We start from the raw sequence: 17992 nt of genomic DNA, 5'->3' as shown, positions 1-17992 counted from the left end.
AGACGTTATTTTAGCGGTCGATACCTGCATTTGTATAGTGTTGAATCAAAGATGACTCCCTCATCCATATATTTTTGTTGAAAAATTAAACAAAAATATACGCTACAAATTTTTTGGTACACATTCATTATTGAAACTCATGCCTGCCCCATGGATCACTATGATTTTAGATGAATGTCTCATATTATTCTTACATTTTTAATTTTTAGGATTCCCTAGATTAGAATGCACAGGCACCTGGATTTCATTGACTATTTGAGGTGACTCGACTGATTTGAATCGATTTTTCTCATCAGTGACCTCAGGTATCCCTCTGTAAGGCCAATTAGAAGGTTCCGTAAAAGTGATATTGTTTTTTGTTAGGGCTTTTTTTAACGATTCGATAGATCGTGACCCCATATAACCACTTTCATTATAAAACTTTTTAAACATATCATTAAAGAGTATTTTGGGATCAATTGTATTGAGCTCAGGCTTACATACAATTTGGGGAATTTTGCCTTCTACTGCCCTTATTTCAAAATATTGATCTAAATGCCCTAGCTTTTTTTGAATCTCTTCAAGGCTAGCACCTCCTTTAACCCAGCCTTGATACTTAGCGTATTCTTTTACAAATTTATTCATTATCTGGCTTATTAAGTTTAGATTCATCTTTCCTTTGCAGTTACTCCAGCGCTCTTCTACTGTCTTTATTTTAGGCTCTTCTAGCCTTATCACATTTTCACTCAATTTCTCTGTTGAATTTATAGAGGCTCCATAAGATTCAATTGCCTCTTTTATTTTAAGATTAGGTTTGAAACCGATGCACCCTAATCTGTTGACATGTAATTTCTTTTCTAAATTTTTATACACATTATCAATAATTTTGCTAACAACTTGTTTATCATCACCTATCTTTATGGGAGCTAATTTTTCTTCTGCAAGATTTAACCCCTTCTTCAGATTACCAAGTACATCCAGTATTTCTTGAGCATCGATTTGAGGAAATTTATTGTTCAAGTCTTTCAATGATTCAATTGATAGCTCTAATACTTTTCTAACTAAATCATTTTTAATTTTTGTTTCGAAACATAGAACTTTTTTCCCATGGTACACTTCATTCAAATCATCTAACAATTGGGTGACAATAATTTGCATCTCTTTTTTTCTATTTATTTCTTTTGGATCCGTACAGATTTTAATAATATTTTGAGCGCCTTCCAGTTCATTGATTACATTATTGAAAAATGCATCTTCACGTTCTCCTTGTTGTTTTTGGTACTCAACATACGCCTGATCATCATAGTTGATGATAACGGAGTTTTTATCTGTAATAAGAGGAACACTCCAGTTCATATAGCTATACCAATCATTTGGCGTCTCGTACGTAACACCATGTTCATCAAGAGCACTTTTTAATGCATTCATTGATCGAGAAAAGACTGTTGTTTCATCGTAAAATTTTTTAAATAGAGCATTCAAAACATCGACTGGATTTGTGGAAAGAAGATTATTGCCTTCTTTCAGCTTTATTGTTAACCCTTCGCTAGTTATTTGGATATCGTAATATTGTTCTACTGGTTTTAACTTTTCTCTCAATTCAGAAGCTGTAGCACCCGATTTCATATAATTATCCATAAATGAATTGAGAATAAGTATTAGTTTATTCGTAGATCCTTGTTTAGGAAAACCAATTTTCTCTTCATATTCTTTTCTAGTTTGGGCATATTCAAAAAATAATTGATTAAGACGAACAGCACCTGGATAGCCAATGCCAAATTTATCTTTATGAAGGTACTCGGATACTTGTACCGCATATAACATACTATAAATCAGTCTCTTATGAGGCTCTTGTTTTCCTTCCATGCTATTGTAGTATGTTGTTAATATGTCAAAAAATTGATCTCTTTTAGAAAACATTAGATGAGTATAAATTGCTTCCATGCAATGATTTATGCCATTCAGATTAGATTGTAAGTTATTGAATTTTCTATTAGCTTCAAATAGTTTTTTTTCAATCTGATCCTTCTCATAGTTTATTTTCAATTCATCATATTTTGGGATTATAGATTCATATTCTTTGGATTCTTTCTCATCAAGATTTGAAGACTTATATTTTTTTTCTAGCTCCTCTACTCTTCTCAAACAACCGCTCAGTTCCTTTTGCCTTTTTCCCAACTCAAGCAATTCTTCTTTTACAATTTGATACTCTTCTAATACCTTAGGAATAATCTTTTTTAATTCACTGACCGACATTTCCTCTGGTAATAAATTATCCTGTAACGTCTGAGACATGTGTTTGTTTTGATTGTTTTTGCGTGTAGGAAACTTTTTGTTCTCCGTTAATACTTCCAATTCGTTATTATAATTCTCTGATTTTTCAATTACATATAAAAACTCTTTTGCTCTAACTTCCGGTGATAGCATTCCTGTAAGAAAATCTTTAGCAGGATTAGAAACATTATTGAGCTTTTCTGAAGGTTTCTTTTCTTTCATTTTACAGCTCTTGCAACATGAATATATATATTATATACTATTTGGTATTTTTTTAACCTTTTAGTATGCTTTGCACTCATGCAGCATGAGGCTAATGTAGGCTTTCGCGCAATAGACGCCAGATAAAGTTTTTAATCAAGGAGATAAAAAATAGAGGGTCACAGTTTTTGGTTAATCCTCCGAAAACTGAATATGTGTATTGTATTTCGTTCTATTAAGACAAAAACTGCTACGAAACATTTTAATATTGGCTTCATTTGCAAATACTCTGCGTGCAAACTCATTATAATGATTCATGTCTGACACATGAATGATTAATAAATAATCAGTCTCTCCAGAAACGAAGTAGCATTGCTTTACTTCCTCTTGCTCTGCCATTTTACGCTCAAAATGAGCTAATAAGTCCTCTCTTTGTTTCTCCAAGGTAATATTTGCAAAAACAATGAGGCCCCGGCCTGCTTTAAAGGGATCAACCAAAGAAACATCTTTAACAATAATGCCTGCGTCCCGTAATCGTTTAACGCGCCTAAAACAAGGAGGTGCTGAAATTCCTACTTTTTCTGCCAAAGCAATATTCGTAATTTGATTGTCTTTTTGTAAAATATTTAAAATTTTTCGATCAGTTTTGTCTAAAAATATTGCTTGATTAGTTTCGGCTGATGGCTCTTCTTCTTTATTCTTTTTCATATATTACCTAAATCATTAAATATCTAATTATAAAATGAAATAAAAACGCAATAAATCAGAAATTTATTTATTTATATTTCGTGATAAATTACTCGTCAAATCAATAAGATTAAAAAGAGAGCAATTATGATAAGACCAGCACAGAGTGATGATATACCGCAACTAAATCGACTTATTGAACATTCAGCTAGAGTTTTAAGCTCTAGCGACTATACAAATACGGAAATTGAAGGAGCAATTCATGCGATTTTTGGTGTAGATAAAGAACTGATTAACGATCAGACATATTATGTCATTGAAAAAAATGAAGTGCTTGTTGCATGCGGAGGTTGGAGTAAACGAAAAACTTTATTTGGAGGTGATCAATGCAACGCTCGTGAGGAGGGATTTTTAGATCCTCAGAAAGACTATGCCAAAATTAGAGCATTTTTTGTTCACCCCAATTATGCACGCCGAGGACTAGGAAAAATGCTCTTGGAATATTGCGAACAACAAGCTTTGGCTAATGGATTTACCAAATTTGAAATGATGGCCACATTACCAGGCGCAAAACTTTATCAGATTTGTGGTTACCAAATGATTGAACCCAAATATTTCGCCCTTCCCATGGGCCGGTCTTTTAAAATGCTAAAAATGACCAAATATGTAATCTAAATTCTTATATAAAGACGTGGTATAGCTTTTTTATTGGCTAAAACCATGTTTCTTAATATCCCTTTAAGATTAATCGGCTAATATTTTCTCAGTGTAACAATTTATTATAATAATCATGCCAAAAATATATTTACTCACAGCACCATTTGATGAGGACGCAAAAACTGGAGATGGGCAATATGCTGCTTCTTTAGAATTAGGTTTTGCAGAAAATTATGACATATCCTGTACCTGGTTAAAAAAAGACAAAAAACACTACAGCATTCCATTTCCGAGCGGAACTACTTCTATTCCAGAAGAAACCATCCCAAGTGCCATAGTCTTACAGCCAGTTGCCAATGAAAATACCATAATTAGCGGTTATAAATTAAAAGAAGCTCTTTCTTCAATGGAAGATGCCCAGGAAGTAAATATCAAAACCGTTAGCCCCAGAACACCAAAAGTTCTTGTAGCGCATGATAACAGCTTACAATCACTTACTATAATGGATATTTACTCGCAAAAACCCATCCAACTTGATGAAATAAGCGTTGATAAAATAATTAGCGCCTTAAAAGCAAAAAAAAACAAGTTAGAGAAAGCCTTAGAAGATAATAATGATGAACTAAGTAACATTAAAAAACCAAAAAGCAAGTTAGCACATTTAATTAAATTATATAATGAAAATAAAAAGAATATTAAAGATCATTGTTCCTTAAATGAATATATTGAAGCTCATTTAATGCAGCAAGACTTTTCAACGAGGCATACAAAAGCCCTCAAGAATTTCTTGGCCCTTAAAGAACATTTTACTGGTCCTGTCAATTTAAAGGCATTGGAAAAATTAACTGATAAACTTACAGGAATCAAGGAGTACAACTACGACTTCCACAGTAATAACCTGCCCTATGATTTAGAGCGGGATAAAAAATTTAGAAATTTTTATAGCTTTGACGAATTAAAAAGATCCATTGAGGAAATCATTACCCAATTAGAGGAACTTAGCCGCATCCGTCTTGCTGTATCTGAACTTTATGCCATTGATTTTAAAGAAATTAATGCAGTGGATAAAGATTTGCAAAGTAAATTATCCATTATCAGCCAGATTTTCAATGAAGGATTTAAAGAAATTTACGACCAAGAAAAATTTATCAAGGCCTTATTAAATCCTGTGGAAGATGCGATTCGTTCCTATACAAACATTAAAAACAAACTAGAAAACATCCATGATATTTTTGCAAATGTAGGCGGTTATAGAGATAATTTAATTTCAGAATTGCAGACCTTGATTTTAAATCAACAAGAGCCTTATCTTTCTGCAAACAAAAAGCTGAGTGGTTATTATGGCAAAAAAGCTCTTTTGGCAAGTGAAGGATTTCATTTAGCCTATCAGGCAAACCGACGCGATCCAATCAAACCTGATGTGATTAAAAGTATGATTGTCAGCATGCAACCAATTGAAGAAGACACTCATCTTGATATCCATATACGCCCACCAGATTGCGGTGTATTTATTACTCCAGAAGATATTATGAAATTTCAGGAAGCAAAGATCAAAGTCAATATCACCATTCATGAGTATAAACAAAATTACACGCGGCGATATTTACAACAATATACCCATGACTTAATGCGTCAGGCAAATAGTGTGCAATTTTTTAATGAAGCGGATAGAGATAACGCAATCATTGCAGCTACTTATGGTGATTGTGACAAGAGAAATACAACTGAGTCTACTGGCGTTGCAAAAAAAATAAGAGAAGTTGGAGAAGATTATACGTTAAATAAATATCCCGTTATAAAATATGATTTAAAAGGTAAATCTGGATTAACCGTTGCATCGCAAAAATTAAGCACAGCTCCTGACCACCCTTTGGATGTAGTGGCTAAAAAACCTAACATCTTATCTTTTGGTACAATACGTCCTGGCAAAGGATTCGAAGAAGCCCTAAAACTTGCTCAACTAGTCAAAAAAAATGCATCAAGTATTGAGAAAAAAATACCGCAAATACCTATTGTAAAACTGGCAGGTGATCCACAAGATAAAGAGTTAATGCAACAAATAATTGAAGAACGATTTGGTAGTATTGCTGTCGGAACTTATCAATCAACACATGCCTATGAGAGTAGATTTACTAACAGCCAACGCAGGGATTATTGGAAAGACCTAGTCAGGGAATTAAATCGAAAGGTTAATGAAGAAGGAGCGATTCTTAATAATCCTTATATAGAAATATATCCTTGGTGTGAGGCGCATGAATTACTGGATTTAAAACAAAGCTGCAAATATGTGTGTCGAATGGATGATATGGGCATGAGAAATAATGGCTCAGCGATAATCAGTGTACTAGACGTTGGGGTCGTTTATACTAAATTTGGTTCAGTTACTGACGATATATTTATTAAAGGCGGCAAGTATGGGAATGCTGTTGATATTGGTGAGTACCGCTATGGTAAATTCAGTTTATTAAAAAAGGAAAAAGACTTTATAAAAGAACATGATAAAGATCCATTACCTAAGTGGCTTATCAAAAATCCGGACTCTGCATATAAGCGCCTTCCAGAATCAAGAGATCCACAGGATATTTTAGACTCAATTGTGGCACGGGAGGAAAATCAGTTGGCATGCAGTGAAAATATTAAAAATTCAGAGAATTATAAGACGATAGTAGAAGCACAAAAGTTATTAATAGAACGATTTACACTCAAAAATGCAGTAGATCATTTATTAGAAAATGTAGGACTCCAAGATTTAATAATTAAAGAAAATATCGATGAATTATTCGAGACCGGGGAGCCACTCGTGGCACAAACGAATAATTTAGAAGAGCTTGCCGAAATTCTGCCACCAAAGCGCCATTATTTATCAAAGTCTTGTCCTGATTTGGTTTTTTTTAGCTCTGGCCGCAGTAAAATGGAAATTGAAGAAGAATGTAATAAACTTAAAAAATCAATAATGGTATTTTAATATGGTAAAAGGAAAATTTATGCCTGGTTCTATGAGAGATGTTGAAGACTTAATATGTGAAGACGGTATTACAGATGAAGTGACACTGTTACTTCATAAGTTAAAACCCATTGAACTAGCATTGCTCAAAGCTACTGGTAGCGACATCGTCAGAAAGCAACTGGACAGCCCTGAGTTAGGACCGTTCTGGGTAAACAAATTTAATAAACTGCGAGTAGCTAATGATCATGCCTTTCAATTCAGAAACCCAGAGCCGCAATCAAGAGCCGATTTCTATTGTGGGTATGTTTTATATTTAGCATCTTTAAAAGAAAACAAAAATACAAACAATAATAAGTACAATGATTATCTTATTCTTTCTTTGTCACGGTTTAATTGCTTTTATGCTGCTCAGGAAGTTTTGACTCATCTTATTATGAATTGCGAAAAAAATCTCAATATAGAAAATGTAAATACCTTATACGAATTTATGACTCGTATGGAATATCTAATACAGCAACACAAAACACCTGGCTGTTTGTTACTCGCCCATACCTATTTTTATCTTGCAGGATTTTATCAGAGCTTAGATCTTAAGAAGGAAAGCACCGAATGTTATAGTTCATGTTGGGAGCAACTTCATTTAGCGCAATTGTTAGAATCAATATCTGAACGAGAAATTCACAATGCCTATTTTGGTCAAGGATTAGCAATGAGCAATGCCTTTGGATTGGACTCAATATCTGAAATTAAAGATCGCTGCCGTCAATTCAACCCAAAAGTATTCACTGATGCTCTTCGAAGTGCTACTGAAGCAAAAGCAGAAATGATGCTTAACAATAAATTCAAAGATAATATGGACAAAAATATAGAAGACACTCTCTCCAAAAATTCTGGATTACAGTGTTAAAATAGATCCAACTAACAGATAGTTTCTGCTTATTTTTTAGGACGATACTCAGGAATTTCCTTGGAATAACGCCCTTTTATTGTTCTAAAAAAATCAAGAATTATTGGAAAATCTTTTTGAATATCCCCTGATGGAAGAAATGCCTTATTGATTCGAAGTTCTTTAGTTGCATAGTCAGGACCTACCATAACTATAGGTAGTTTTGCTTGACAAGCGATATGATAAAACCCCTCTTTCCAACGAGTAACTGGACTACGAGTTCCCTCTGGGGTGATCGCCAACTTAAACTCCTCACGAGAACGAAATATTTCAACTACTTGATCAACTGTCTTATTTTTTTTGGAGCGATCAACGGGTGCCCCACCCAGTGCCCTTAATAGAAGTCCTAAAGGAAAAAAGAAAAGCTGATTTTTAGCTAAAAAATTAATCTTAACTCCTAATTCAAAACGTGCAAATAAACCAACTGCGAAATCCCAATTACTGGTATGCGGAGCAACAACAACCAGATATTTTTTATCTTTAGGTAATTCACCTACAATTTTCCAACCAAATAGTTTTAAAATAAAATGACCAAGTCTTTGCATATTCACAATCTATAATTATTTTCGTTAGGTATCGTTGACATCTGCATCGTTTGTCCGCCTTTACTCATGAGTATGAGCATAGACCATTATAAAATAATAACGATGTTTATGATACAAATCCTCTTAATCCGGTGCATCACCCCCTGAGATTTTCTCAAAAGATTTAAACTAAAAATGCTTCTAAGCCATTCGCTACTTTCAATATTCAGCTCTTAAGGGAGCCCAAAGGGCTTCTCGAAGCCTGATGGAACCTTAGCGATAGGGCTTACCCCCTATCCAGACTCAACGATTTTACGTAACGATTGGCTCCCTTGTGTTTAAATTTGCAAGAAGTTTCTCAGGTATAAACTGCAAGATCCAGGCCACTTAAATAAATTGTCAACGCTTCTTAGTATATACAAATTATTATTTTGATACACCTGAAATGCTTTGCATAGGTACAATTTACCTAAGTTATTCAAAATAAAAGGCGATAAAAAATAAAAAAAACATTCCGGAGTTTAAAATTATACTAAAATGATACATATACAGGCGTAGCTATGGAGTGCTCAAATGAAAAACGAAGATCCCGCACTTAGTATTTCGAATCCGCGTTTACTTGCCGCTGTTTACTATGGATTGCTCTCTGTCGTTGGTACCATACTCATAGACGTATTGCTTACCTCAATGGACATAATGGAAATTGTACCTCTTTTCCAATCAATAGTCCTTGGAGTAGTTGTTGCTGCAATCACTGGAGCAATATTTGGTGAACTTATCGTTCATTGCCCTAAACCCTATAAACTTAAAACCTTTATGTTAGGTTTTATCATGGTCCTCCTTTCCTTGCCTTTTTTTGATTTGGGATTGATGTATTTTATCGAGGAATCAGAAAGGCCAATACTCAAAATAACCAATTTCCAGGATCTTTTTCTCTCTTATTTGACAGTATTAGGCTACAGCTATCTTCTGTTCGGATTTTTACTTGCCATTGCGGCAGGTCTTGCTTCTATGTATTTAAGAGGCCTGTTCGTCTATCAAATTTTGCATACCGATAAACGGCGAAGTCATCGTTTACCTCGATATATAGGAGAATTAGATAAGGTGAAAGCAAAATCCACTCCCAAAAGGCGTGCTATGCAACGGAAAAAAACTTCAGTAAAATAATCTAGAAATGAGGCATCTTTGAAAATGTACTCCAAGATCTGACGTACATCATCACGTTAAGGAAGAGAGTAACGACAATATAAAATTTACATTTTCAATTCTCATAAGAACACTTGCATCGATTATCAGCGAATATACGTTTAAGATAATCTTATTGTGTAATAGCACTCAGGTACCCATGTTGACTTTGACGCTAATGGTTATATTTGAGCTCAGACAGAGAGAATATTTTGAGAAACAAGCACCGCATACATCCGAATGTGAGCCTTAGTTAGCGAAATTCTCTCGCAAGATGAACCCAATATGGTTATTTCCCCATTGGGGCTGAATTCTTACTTTTTTTGGATAGTTATGATCCTCCATACTTTTAGTAATAAAGATCAACTTTTTTTTCTGTTAACAAAAGGAGCAATTGTCCTCACTCCTAATAACCGACTAAATGAATCCATAATTCACCAATATTTTAGTCATTGTAATACTGAGACTGTAGATAAACCAAAATGCATGCCTTATAGAACCGCGCTCATCAACGCCTATGAACAACTTAATTTTATTGATGCAAATGACTCCTATCCTATATTATTAAGTGATGCCCAGTGCCAGTATTTATGGCGTAAGATCATTAAATCGGAACCATCCATCATCTACAGTGAAGGCTTACTCAAATCGGTTATCACTGCTTGGGAGTATTGCCAACAATGGCAAATTAACCCCGAAAATCCAAAATTCCTCTATACTGATCAAACACGCCAATTCCAACAATGGTGGCTTGTCTTTGAGGAACAACTAAAAAAGCATCATTTAATTACGGAATATCAATTAATCACTCACCTACTCAATGCTCAATACCCTGTGTTTTCTGACTCGATTGTTTGGGTATGTTTTGATGACTTTACGCCGCAGCAAATTCACCTGCAAGAACAGCTAATCAATCAAGGAATTACCCAATACCAATATGATTTAAAAGAAAAATCGTCTAAAATTGAAATGCTGGCAGCTCAAGACGACAAAGAAGAATATCAACAATTAATGTTGTGGCTGCATTTAAAATTACAAGAAGGTAATCATCGTATAGGCGTAGTTGTACCTAATTTAGAAAAAGAATCAAATTTATTACAAAGAATATTAACGAATCATTTTGAGCCAACGCTCTTTAATATTTCCTTAGGCCAACCTTTAAGTGATTTTCCCTTAGTTGCTCATGCCTTGTGTTGGCTCAATTTAGATGATTTTACTTTATCGCAACATCAAGCAAGCCTGCTTCTCCAATCACCTTATCTTGGTTATTCTAAGGAAGAATTTATTGGGCGAGCGGAATATCTGCAAGAGGGCATACTACTCGAAAGACACGTGATTCCATTAAAGGATTTTATAAACGAACTCCATTATTATACCCCTAAACTTTCCCAATTATTAAGTCTTCTAATCGCCTATCCCGCAATGGCTACCCCCCAGGAGTGGGTATGCCTGTTTCAAGATCGCTTAAGGGTGATGGGATTTCCAGGTGACTATGGACTTAACTCAGAAAATTACCAATGCCTCAATCGTTTTATCACACTTTTTGATGAGTTTAGGCAACTGGCAGTGTTTAACACTAATTTAACTAAGGCTGAAGCACTCGAAGCATTTCACCATTTGACTCACCATACTATTTTTCAAGCACAAAAAAACAACGCACCAATTCAAGTTACTGGTCTTTTGGAGGCATCTGGGTGTGAATTTGATAGTTTATGGGTTATGGGATTAACTGATCAATGTTTGCCAAATAAAGTTCGTTTGTCTGCTTTTGTTCCTTCATATTTACAACGCGAACTGAGTATGCCGCATAGCCTACCTGAACGTGAGCTGCAATTTGCGCGTCAAATACTCCAAAGACTACAAAAAAGTGCCGATTCTGTAGTATTTAGTTTCCCACAGTTACAAGGTGATAATCCTAATTTACCTTGCTCCTTAATAACAACATTTCCTCATTTTACCTTATTACCTGAACCTAACTCTTCGATTTACCAACCTAAATACATAACTGTAGAAGAACATTTTTCTCTACCGGTATTGCCAGAAGAACGTATTACCGGAGGTACCGCAATTTTGTCGAATCAAGCAAAGTGCCCTTTTAAAGCATTTGCAGAGCATCGACTTCGTGCAAAGGCCCCTTTGCAAACAACTGATGGTTTGAATCATCAAGAAAGGGGAAAGTTGATTCACAAAGTGATGGAATTATTATGGCAAGCCTTAGAGAGCCAGGAGAAACTTAAGCTTTTAGCACCCCATATTGTAGATAGGTATATAGATGAGGCAATTCATACAGCTTTAAGTCATCTAAATCAACGTATTAATTCCCTCTCTGCATCCCTTCAAGAAGTTGAAAGTGCTCGGTTGAAACGTCTTATATACACCTATCTCGAATGGGAAAAACAACGAGCTCCATTTACAATCGCAGCATTAGAACATTCTTACTCCATTAATTTAGCCGGGCTTGATATTCAAGTACGTATTGATCGTTTGGATCAAGTAGCCGATAAAAAATGGGTTATTGATTATAAGAGCACCCTTCCCACGAGTAAACCTTGGCATGAAGAGCGGCCGAAAGAGCCACAGTTACTTCTTTACGCGCTACTCGATGATCAAATTAATACTTTTTTACTAATGCAATTAAAATCAGGAAAAATATACTGTGCTGGTCTTAGTGAAGAAAAACAGGCTATTAATGGAATTACTTCATTAAAAAAGGATGAGACTTGGACTGAATGCAGAAAAACATGGCAAAAACAATTAACCCATTTAGCAATGGAATTTCAACAGGGATATTGTCCCCCACAACCAGCACATTTAAGTATTTGTCAGCGATGCGACTATCAAAATTTATGCCGTATTCAAGACAACGAATAGCTTCCCTTCCCAAATAAACAGCTTTGCCCATGATCAAATAAATAAAAATACCATGATTTTTCCATATTAATTATGTTATAAGACATTAATTTAAATGGTTTTAATTACATGTTTTCCTAAATAATTATAATAAGAGATGAATCATGCCTTATAATCATAAAATATTAGAACAACGTTTAAGCACTTGTGACGACCAATTATCCGCGCTCTTCATCACTGAAAAAGAACTTGACGACAAGATAAAACAACAAATAAAAGCAGTCCAAGAATATTATAATCTCTCCTACACGAAAGCGACTTCAGCAAAAACTGTTGAAGCAATAGCGAACAGTTATGAATCTTTTGTCGCTTTGCTCACTAAAGTCAAAAATAAAACAATGCCTCCTAAAGAAGCAATGGATGCATTAATAAACACAAGCCAATCCAGAAAAGTTAATGTCTTATTCAGCAATCTTACTAAAGCATGTGAATTATTATTTTGGTCCTCCACTGCATTTTCCTTGTATATGGGGATTTTTGGAATTGCTTTACCTGTGCTTGTGATCCAACCTCTTTTAGGCGTTGCAGTGGGAATAACCATTGTTGGGGCAATGCTTGCAGCCGCATATAAAGCGCTTTCTTGTTTTACTGAATTTAAATCATTGAGTCGGCATAATACAGAATATACAAATGAAGCAAACCTGGTTTCATTTTTCAAACCAATACATCAAGAACGAGAAAAAATTCATCCGATTGATGAGGAAATAAAAGGACTAGGGCAATTATGTTGTAGTTAAATTTGCATGAACTCAATATAAAAAATAAAGTGCATGTTTCTATCAACCGTTTAGAACTCAATCCCCTATAAATACTAGGCATTCCATCTTTGCTAAAACATTAAGGGATAAAATTCGTTTAACGACATGTTACATTAAAGGGATAGAGCCAGCCCCTTGAAAAGGGATAATGTTTGCTCAACTTGCGAGAAAAACTTACACTCAAGCATTCACATGCTGCACGCTTGCCTAAAGAAAATTTCTCGCAAGTTATCAATCAAATCCTATCATGCGAAGCAACATTTGTTATGGAGTAATCTCTCATCTGGATCAAAATATTGCTAAACCCAGAATACAGATATACCTTAATCACTACTGATGTTTATTTTTATACTTTATAGATTAAGAAGTTACAATTGCGAAATTTAATCAGATGTTTAATAATGATTAAATCACAGAACAAGGGAGTGAAGATGTCACTCAAATTAACTAAAAGAAAAATTATATATTGTGGTTTTATTACATGTTTACTCAGTAGCTGCGTTCACCCACCCTATAATAATTTTAAACCGGTACATCCCATGCCTAAAAGAGTTGTTACCGGTGCGGTGGTTGGTACTGCAGTGGGGGCTGCGACAACAGGTACTGTAGCCGGAGCACTCGTAGGTACTGCAGCAGGAGGGGTTGCTGGAGCCGTTGTAGGTTTTAGCAAAACCAGTAGCCGCAGTATCATTAAAGAATTAAATAATGAAAATATTGAGTTCGTGCAATATGGCGATACCATGACCCTTATTGTACCTGTTGATAAATATTTTATGTTTGAAAGTCCACGTCTTAACGAAATTTGTTATCCGGGTTTGATTAACATCGTAAGATTGTTAAAATTTTACCCATTAAGCCCTGTCTATGTAGCAGGATTTACAGATGATGTAGGCACAAGATACCATAAAAGGTCATTGTCCCAGGCACAAGCAGAAACAATGCTTACCTTTTTATGGGCAAATAATATCCCCGCACAACTGCTTAAAGCAGAAGGTTATGGTGATAAAAATGATGTAGGTGATAACAAACTGATTCATGGTAGTGCATTTAATAGACGCATCGAAATTCAATGGTTCAGTAGTTTAGGAGCTAAAAGATGTGCAACGTGTCCTGCTCCAGTACCACCACCTATGATTTATGCAACGAAGTAAGGTGGTTTAATGCGTACATCTAGATTTATTGGAGGCATTCTTTTAATTGTTGGGACTTCCATAGGTGGGGGGATGCTTGCTTTACCTGTTGCCAATGCAGCTACTGGTTTCTGGCAATCTTCTATTTTTTTGTTTCTGTGCTGGGTTTTTATGACCTTAGGCGCTTTTTTTATTCTTGAGGCAAATCTTTATCTGCCTCGAGGAAAACATATGGTTTCTATGGCACAAGCCACCTTAGGTAACTATGGCTTGCTCCTTGCCTGGGTAAGCTATTTGTTTTTACTTTATACCTTATTATCAGCTTATATTTCTGGTGGAGCTGATGTATTAAACAGCCTTCTTTTTAAAGTAGGATTACACTTGCAAGATTGGCAGGCAAGCTTTTTATTTACACTCTTTTTTGGACTTGTAGTCTATGGCGGTATTTACTATGTAGACTATGTAAACCGTGGTCTGATGTTCGGCAAATTAGCGGTTTATTTTTTGTTAATAGTATTGATTGCACCCCATATAGAAATAGAGCATCTTCACCATGGCGATATGGGTTATATTGGCGGCTCGATCATGATTTTGATCACCTCTTTTGGATTTGCCATTATTGTCCCCAATTTAAGAGACTATTTCGATGATGATATCAAGCAACTAAAAAAAGTGATTTTTATTGGTTCATTAATTCCATTATTTTGTTATTTAGCGTGGGATGCCGTCATTATGGGTGCTCTTCCTTCCGAAGGCAGCCAAAACCTGGAAAGCCTAATGAGCAATCCTCATACTACGAGCGCCTTAGCCAGTATGCTCTCGAATAAAGTACAAAACACGACTATTAGTGCTTTATTTAATTTTTTCACTTCCATTTGCATGTTAACTGCCTTCCTAGGCGTTTCCCTATGCTTATATAGTTTTCTTGCGGATGGTTTGAAATTACGTGAACGAGGGAGCCATGGTTTGGGTTTATTTTTACTCACTTTTGTACCCCCGCTACTTATTGTCATATATTATCCTGGCGCATACATTCATGCTTTAGGTTATGCGGGAATTTTTTGCATCATACTACTACTATTTTTACCCGCGCTAATGTGCTATTTTGGTAGAAAATACTATAGCCCTGCTTTTAGTGTCCCTGGCGGTAAATTGACTCAGATTGTTGTCATCGCTATTTCAATTGGGCTATTGGTACATGAACTTTGGAAATTAATAGGCTAAACGTTACAAAATCTAAAGGATTGAGGGGTATATACATCAATCATCCCAATCATTTTCAGCCTAAAATACTTGATTGTGCCTGGTCATGATGCAATTGACTCAAAATGAATAACATTGTATCATATTGAATTATTTTTGAGCTGTTTTTTTGGATTACTTCTTATGAACCATTCAAAGCTAATAGGTGGAATATTACTTATAGTAGGTACCTCAATAGGTGGAGGCATGCTGGCATTGCCTGTATCTACAGCAGAAGTAGGCTTTAGTAATTCAATTTTTTTCCTATTCTTATGTTGGTTTGTTATGACTGCAGGGGCATTATTAATGCTGGAAGTTAATCTGCGCCTTCCTGCAGGAAGTAACATGATTTCCATGGCTAAATCTACATTAGGTTTACCAGGACAAATTATAGCTTGGATTACTTATTTATTCTTACTGTATACCCTGCTTTCTGCTTATATTTCAGGTGGAAGTGATGTATTCAATAGTTTATTGCATAAGATAAATATTGATTTGCCTAACAGCGTCACAGCAATACTCTTTACCTTTTTATTCAGTTTGATCGTTTATAATGGTATCCGTTCGGTAGATTATGTTAACCGAGGTTTAATGTTTGGCAAGTTAGGTATTTATATTTTGCTAGTTGCGATTATCAGTCCGCATACATCAACTATAGGATTAACGGGGGGGTCTGTACGTGCTTTTGCTGGTACCTTAATGATTCTTATTACTTCTTTTGGTTATGCAACAATAATACCCAGCTTAAGAGACTATTTTGGAGATGATATTCATAGTTTAAGAAAAGTCATTCTCCTTGGTTCACTCATCCCCCTTTTCTGCTACATTATTTGGGATGCGGTCATTATGGGTGTGGTATCACGAGAAGGAGATAATGGGTTAATTGCACTTATGAGTTCAGAACACGCGACTAGTGGTTTAACTGAAGCGTTAAGTCAGTCCGTTCAAAATCAATGGATAAGTGGATTTTTTGGATTTTTTACTTCTATTTGCATGCTCACTGCATTTCTAGGTGTTTCTATAGGTTTATTCGATTTTCTGGCAGATGGATTAAAGCTTAAAAAATCAGGCCATCAAGGAAAATATACCTTGGCATTAACGTTCCTCCCTCCTTTGGCAGTAGTTTTACTTAATCCAGGAATTTACCTCCATGCTTTAAGCTATGCGGGAATTTGCTGTGTTATTTTATTACTGTTGTTGCCTGCAGTTATGGCATGGAAAGGGCGTCAATACCTGGTAACTACCGATAGCCATTTGGTCCCAGGAGGGAATTCCAGCCTCGTCGTAATTGGTTTTGTCGCCATAGGTTTACTCATCATTGCCATGATGTATTAATCGTTGAATTAGCAAACTTTTATCAGGGAACAATTATATTTGAACAATATTAGGAGAATATTCTTAATTAATACCCTCATTATGTTGTCATGAATCTCTGCGACGAAATATGGGTAAACATCAGCATACTAACATCATAAAGCCAAAAGGTATCCTATTACCAATTGATCATTCGAAAAATGGTTAATTAATGAGCTATAATATTAGTTAGGGATAACTTGTATCTGTTCAAAGGGTATGCTTAAACCTCTATGAAAGGCTGATTATGCAATTCAGTGCATGGGCCACGAACGGTTACGATAACTTTACAGCAATAAGTACAAGGAGGTTATCATGTTAGGCTGGGCTCTTACATTTTTTATCATCGCAATTATTGCCGCAGCATTTGGGTTTGGAGGTATAGCTGTAGCCGCTGCAGGAATTGCAAAAATTTTATTTTTCATATTTCTAGTGATCTTTGTCGTATTTCTAGTTATGGGTTTACTTGGACGCCGTCCACCTCCTCCCCTATGAGACATTCTCACTCATAAAAATTTCAATTTACTTTCGAAAAGAGCTTGTTTAAGCTCTTTTTATGATTCGTCCCTTCAAATTTTTCTCCCAACTAATTCCCGTTCCTTCATTTGAAGTTATATTTTTTCTATTCACCAACGTGCTGGACAATTACAAAACGAAATCTGGATCATCGACGATAATTCAAAATGCAAGCCATTATCCCAATCCAGATAAAAACTCTAGTTTGAGCGGTCATTTCACGCTAAGCCAAGATAAAGACTAGATGCACATTGTACGGGGATGCAAATCCTGGAACCCTATTATTTTTATGCCTCAAACTCGCTTCATTAAATCTGACGTTGAACATAACCTTTGTCTGCATTACTGTAATGAGATTTAGGGAGTTTTTCAATACGATCAGGAGCTGCTTTAGCATCATGTACTTCAACTCCAGTCAATTGAAATTCAATTGGCATACGCTATAACATTGCCTCAACAATCATAAGCAGATTAGGCTTGTCATAAATCTGTTGTTGTAGCTTGATTTCCTTTAGCTTTGACCACAGCTCATCATCGAGCATCAGTCTAGCTCTTGCAAACTTATTTTATACTTAATATGAGAATCGTTCTATTATGAGGCTGCTCTTATTAATCAATCGATTAGAATAAACTATTGGGTTTATTTTTAATAGGACTGTCTCCGGGATGCCGCGAATAAGGTG

The 17992-nt window shown here is 35.3% G+C and carries 14 protein-coding genes and 1 pseudogene; 10 read left to right on the top strand and 5 right to left on the bottom strand.

Going from position 1 to position 17992, the window contains the following annotated elements:
* Positions 1-198 precede the first annotated feature (198 nt).
* Both EKG34_RS02585 and EKG34_RS02580 read right to left on the bottom strand, forming a co-directional pair.
* Positions 199-2475, bottom strand: a complete 2277-nt coding sequence (locus EKG34_RS02585; RefSeq protein WP_003635722.1) for a hypothetical protein — start codon at positions 2473-2475, stop codon at positions 199-201.
* A 171-nt stretch (positions 2476-2646) separates the two neighbouring features.
* A complete protein-coding gene (locus tag EKG34_RS02580) occupies positions 2647-3162 on the bottom strand; it encodes an Lrp/AsnC family transcriptional regulator (RefSeq protein ID WP_003635721.1) in 516 nt (171 codons plus the stop codon).
* A gap of 126 nt (positions 3163-3288) precedes the next feature.
* On the opposite strand from EKG34_RS02580, the gene EKG34_RS02575 reads away from it, so the two are divergent.
* The 3 genes from EKG34_RS02575 (at position 3289) to mesI (ending at position 7652) form a co-directional block, all read left to right on the top strand.
* Positions 3289-3816: a GNAT family N-acetyltransferase gene (locus EKG34_RS02575; protein ID WP_003635719.1), complete on the top strand. Its 528-nt coding sequence runs from the start codon at positions 3289-3291 to the stop codon at positions 3814-3816.
* 115 nt (positions 3817-3931) lie between these two features.
* On the top strand, positions 3932-6763 hold the full coding sequence (sidI, locus tag EKG34_RS02570; RefSeq protein ID WP_003635717.1) for a Dot/Icm T4SS effector Ceg32/SidI: 2832 nt from the start codon (positions 3932-3934) through the stop codon (positions 6761-6763).
* A 19-nt stretch (positions 6764-6782) separates the two neighbouring features.
* Positions 6783-7652, top strand: coding sequence for a Dot/Icm T4SS effector metaeffector MesI (mesI, locus tag EKG34_RS02565; protein WP_003635716.1), 870 nt, complete (start codon positions 6783-6785; stop codon positions 7650-7652).
* Positions 7653-7681: 29 nt separating this feature from the next.
* On the opposite strand, the gene EKG34_RS02560 is transcribed toward mesI, so the two are convergent.
* Positions 7682-8236, bottom strand: coding sequence for a 1-acyl-sn-glycerol-3-phosphate acyltransferase (locus EKG34_RS02560; RefSeq protein WP_003635713.1), 555 nt, complete (start codon positions 8234-8236; stop codon positions 7682-7684).
* 552 nt (positions 8237-8788) lie between these two features.
* On the opposite strand from EKG34_RS02560, the gene EKG34_RS02555 reads away from it, so the two are divergent.
* The 7 genes from EKG34_RS02555 (at position 8789) to EKG34_RS02525 (ending at position 17288) form a co-directional block, all read left to right on the top strand.
* On the top strand, positions 8789-9382 hold the full coding sequence (locus EKG34_RS02555; protein WP_003635710.1) for a hypothetical protein: 594 nt from the start codon (positions 8789-8791) through the stop codon (positions 9380-9382).
* Positions 9383-9733: 351 nt separating this feature from the next.
* Positions 9734-12271, top strand: coding sequence for a PD-(D/E)XK nuclease family protein (locus EKG34_RS02550; RefSeq protein WP_172622911.1), 2538 nt, complete (start codon positions 9734-9736; stop codon positions 12269-12271).
* Between the two features lie 143 nt (positions 12272-12414).
* The gene (locus tag EKG34_RS02545) at positions 12415-13047 is read left to right on the top strand and encodes a DUF5638 domain-containing protein (RefSeq protein ID WP_003635707.1); all 633 of its coding nucleotides are present in this window, start codon (positions 12415-12417) and stop codon (positions 13045-13047) included.
* 452 nt (positions 13048-13499) lie between these two features.
* The gene (gene cmpA, locus EKG34_RS02540; RefSeq protein ID WP_012979322.1) at positions 13500-14219 is read left to right on the top strand and encodes a C-OmpA-like family protein CmpA; all 720 of its coding nucleotides are present in this window, start codon (positions 13500-13502) and stop codon (positions 14217-14219) included.
* Positions 14220-14228: 9 nt separating this feature from the next.
* Positions 14229-15422, top strand: coding sequence for an amino acid permease (locus EKG34_RS02535; protein WP_003635701.1), 1194 nt, complete (start codon positions 14229-14231; stop codon positions 15420-15422).
* Positions 15423-15584: 162 nt separating this feature from the next.
* A complete protein-coding gene (locus EKG34_RS02530) occupies positions 15585-16775 on the top strand; it encodes an amino acid permease (RefSeq protein ID WP_003635700.1) in 1191 nt (396 codons plus the stop codon).
* 333 nt (positions 16776-17108) lie between these two features.
* The gene (locus tag EKG34_RS02525; protein ID WP_003635698.1) at positions 17109-17288 is read left to right on the top strand and encodes a DUF1328 family protein; all 180 of its coding nucleotides are present in this window, start codon (positions 17109-17111) and stop codon (positions 17286-17288) included.
* Between the two features lie 329 nt (positions 17289-17617).
* Here EKG34_RS02525 and EKG34_RS18500 read toward each other — a convergent pair whose 3' ends face one another.
* Positions 17618-17746 carry a hypothetical protein gene (locus EKG34_RS18500; protein ID WP_003635696.1) on the bottom strand — a complete coding sequence of 43 codons (129 nt, stop codon included), beginning with the start codon at positions 17744-17746 and terminating at the stop codon, positions 17618-17620.
* Between the two features lie 6 nt (positions 17747-17752).
* Positions 17753-17851: pseudogene (locus EKG34_RS18495) on the bottom strand (IS5/IS1182 family transposase); the annotation flags it as partial.
* Between the last annotated feature and the right edge of the window lie 141 nt (positions 17852-17992).

Source organism: Legionella longbeachae, from assembly GCF_004283175.1.
Taxonomy (GTDB): Bacteria; Pseudomonadota; Gammaproteobacteria; order Legionellales; family Legionellaceae; genus Legionella; species Legionella longbeachae.
The sequence above is the reverse complement of the archived record's forward strand: the minus strand, read 5'-3'. Positions and strand labels throughout refer to the sequence as shown.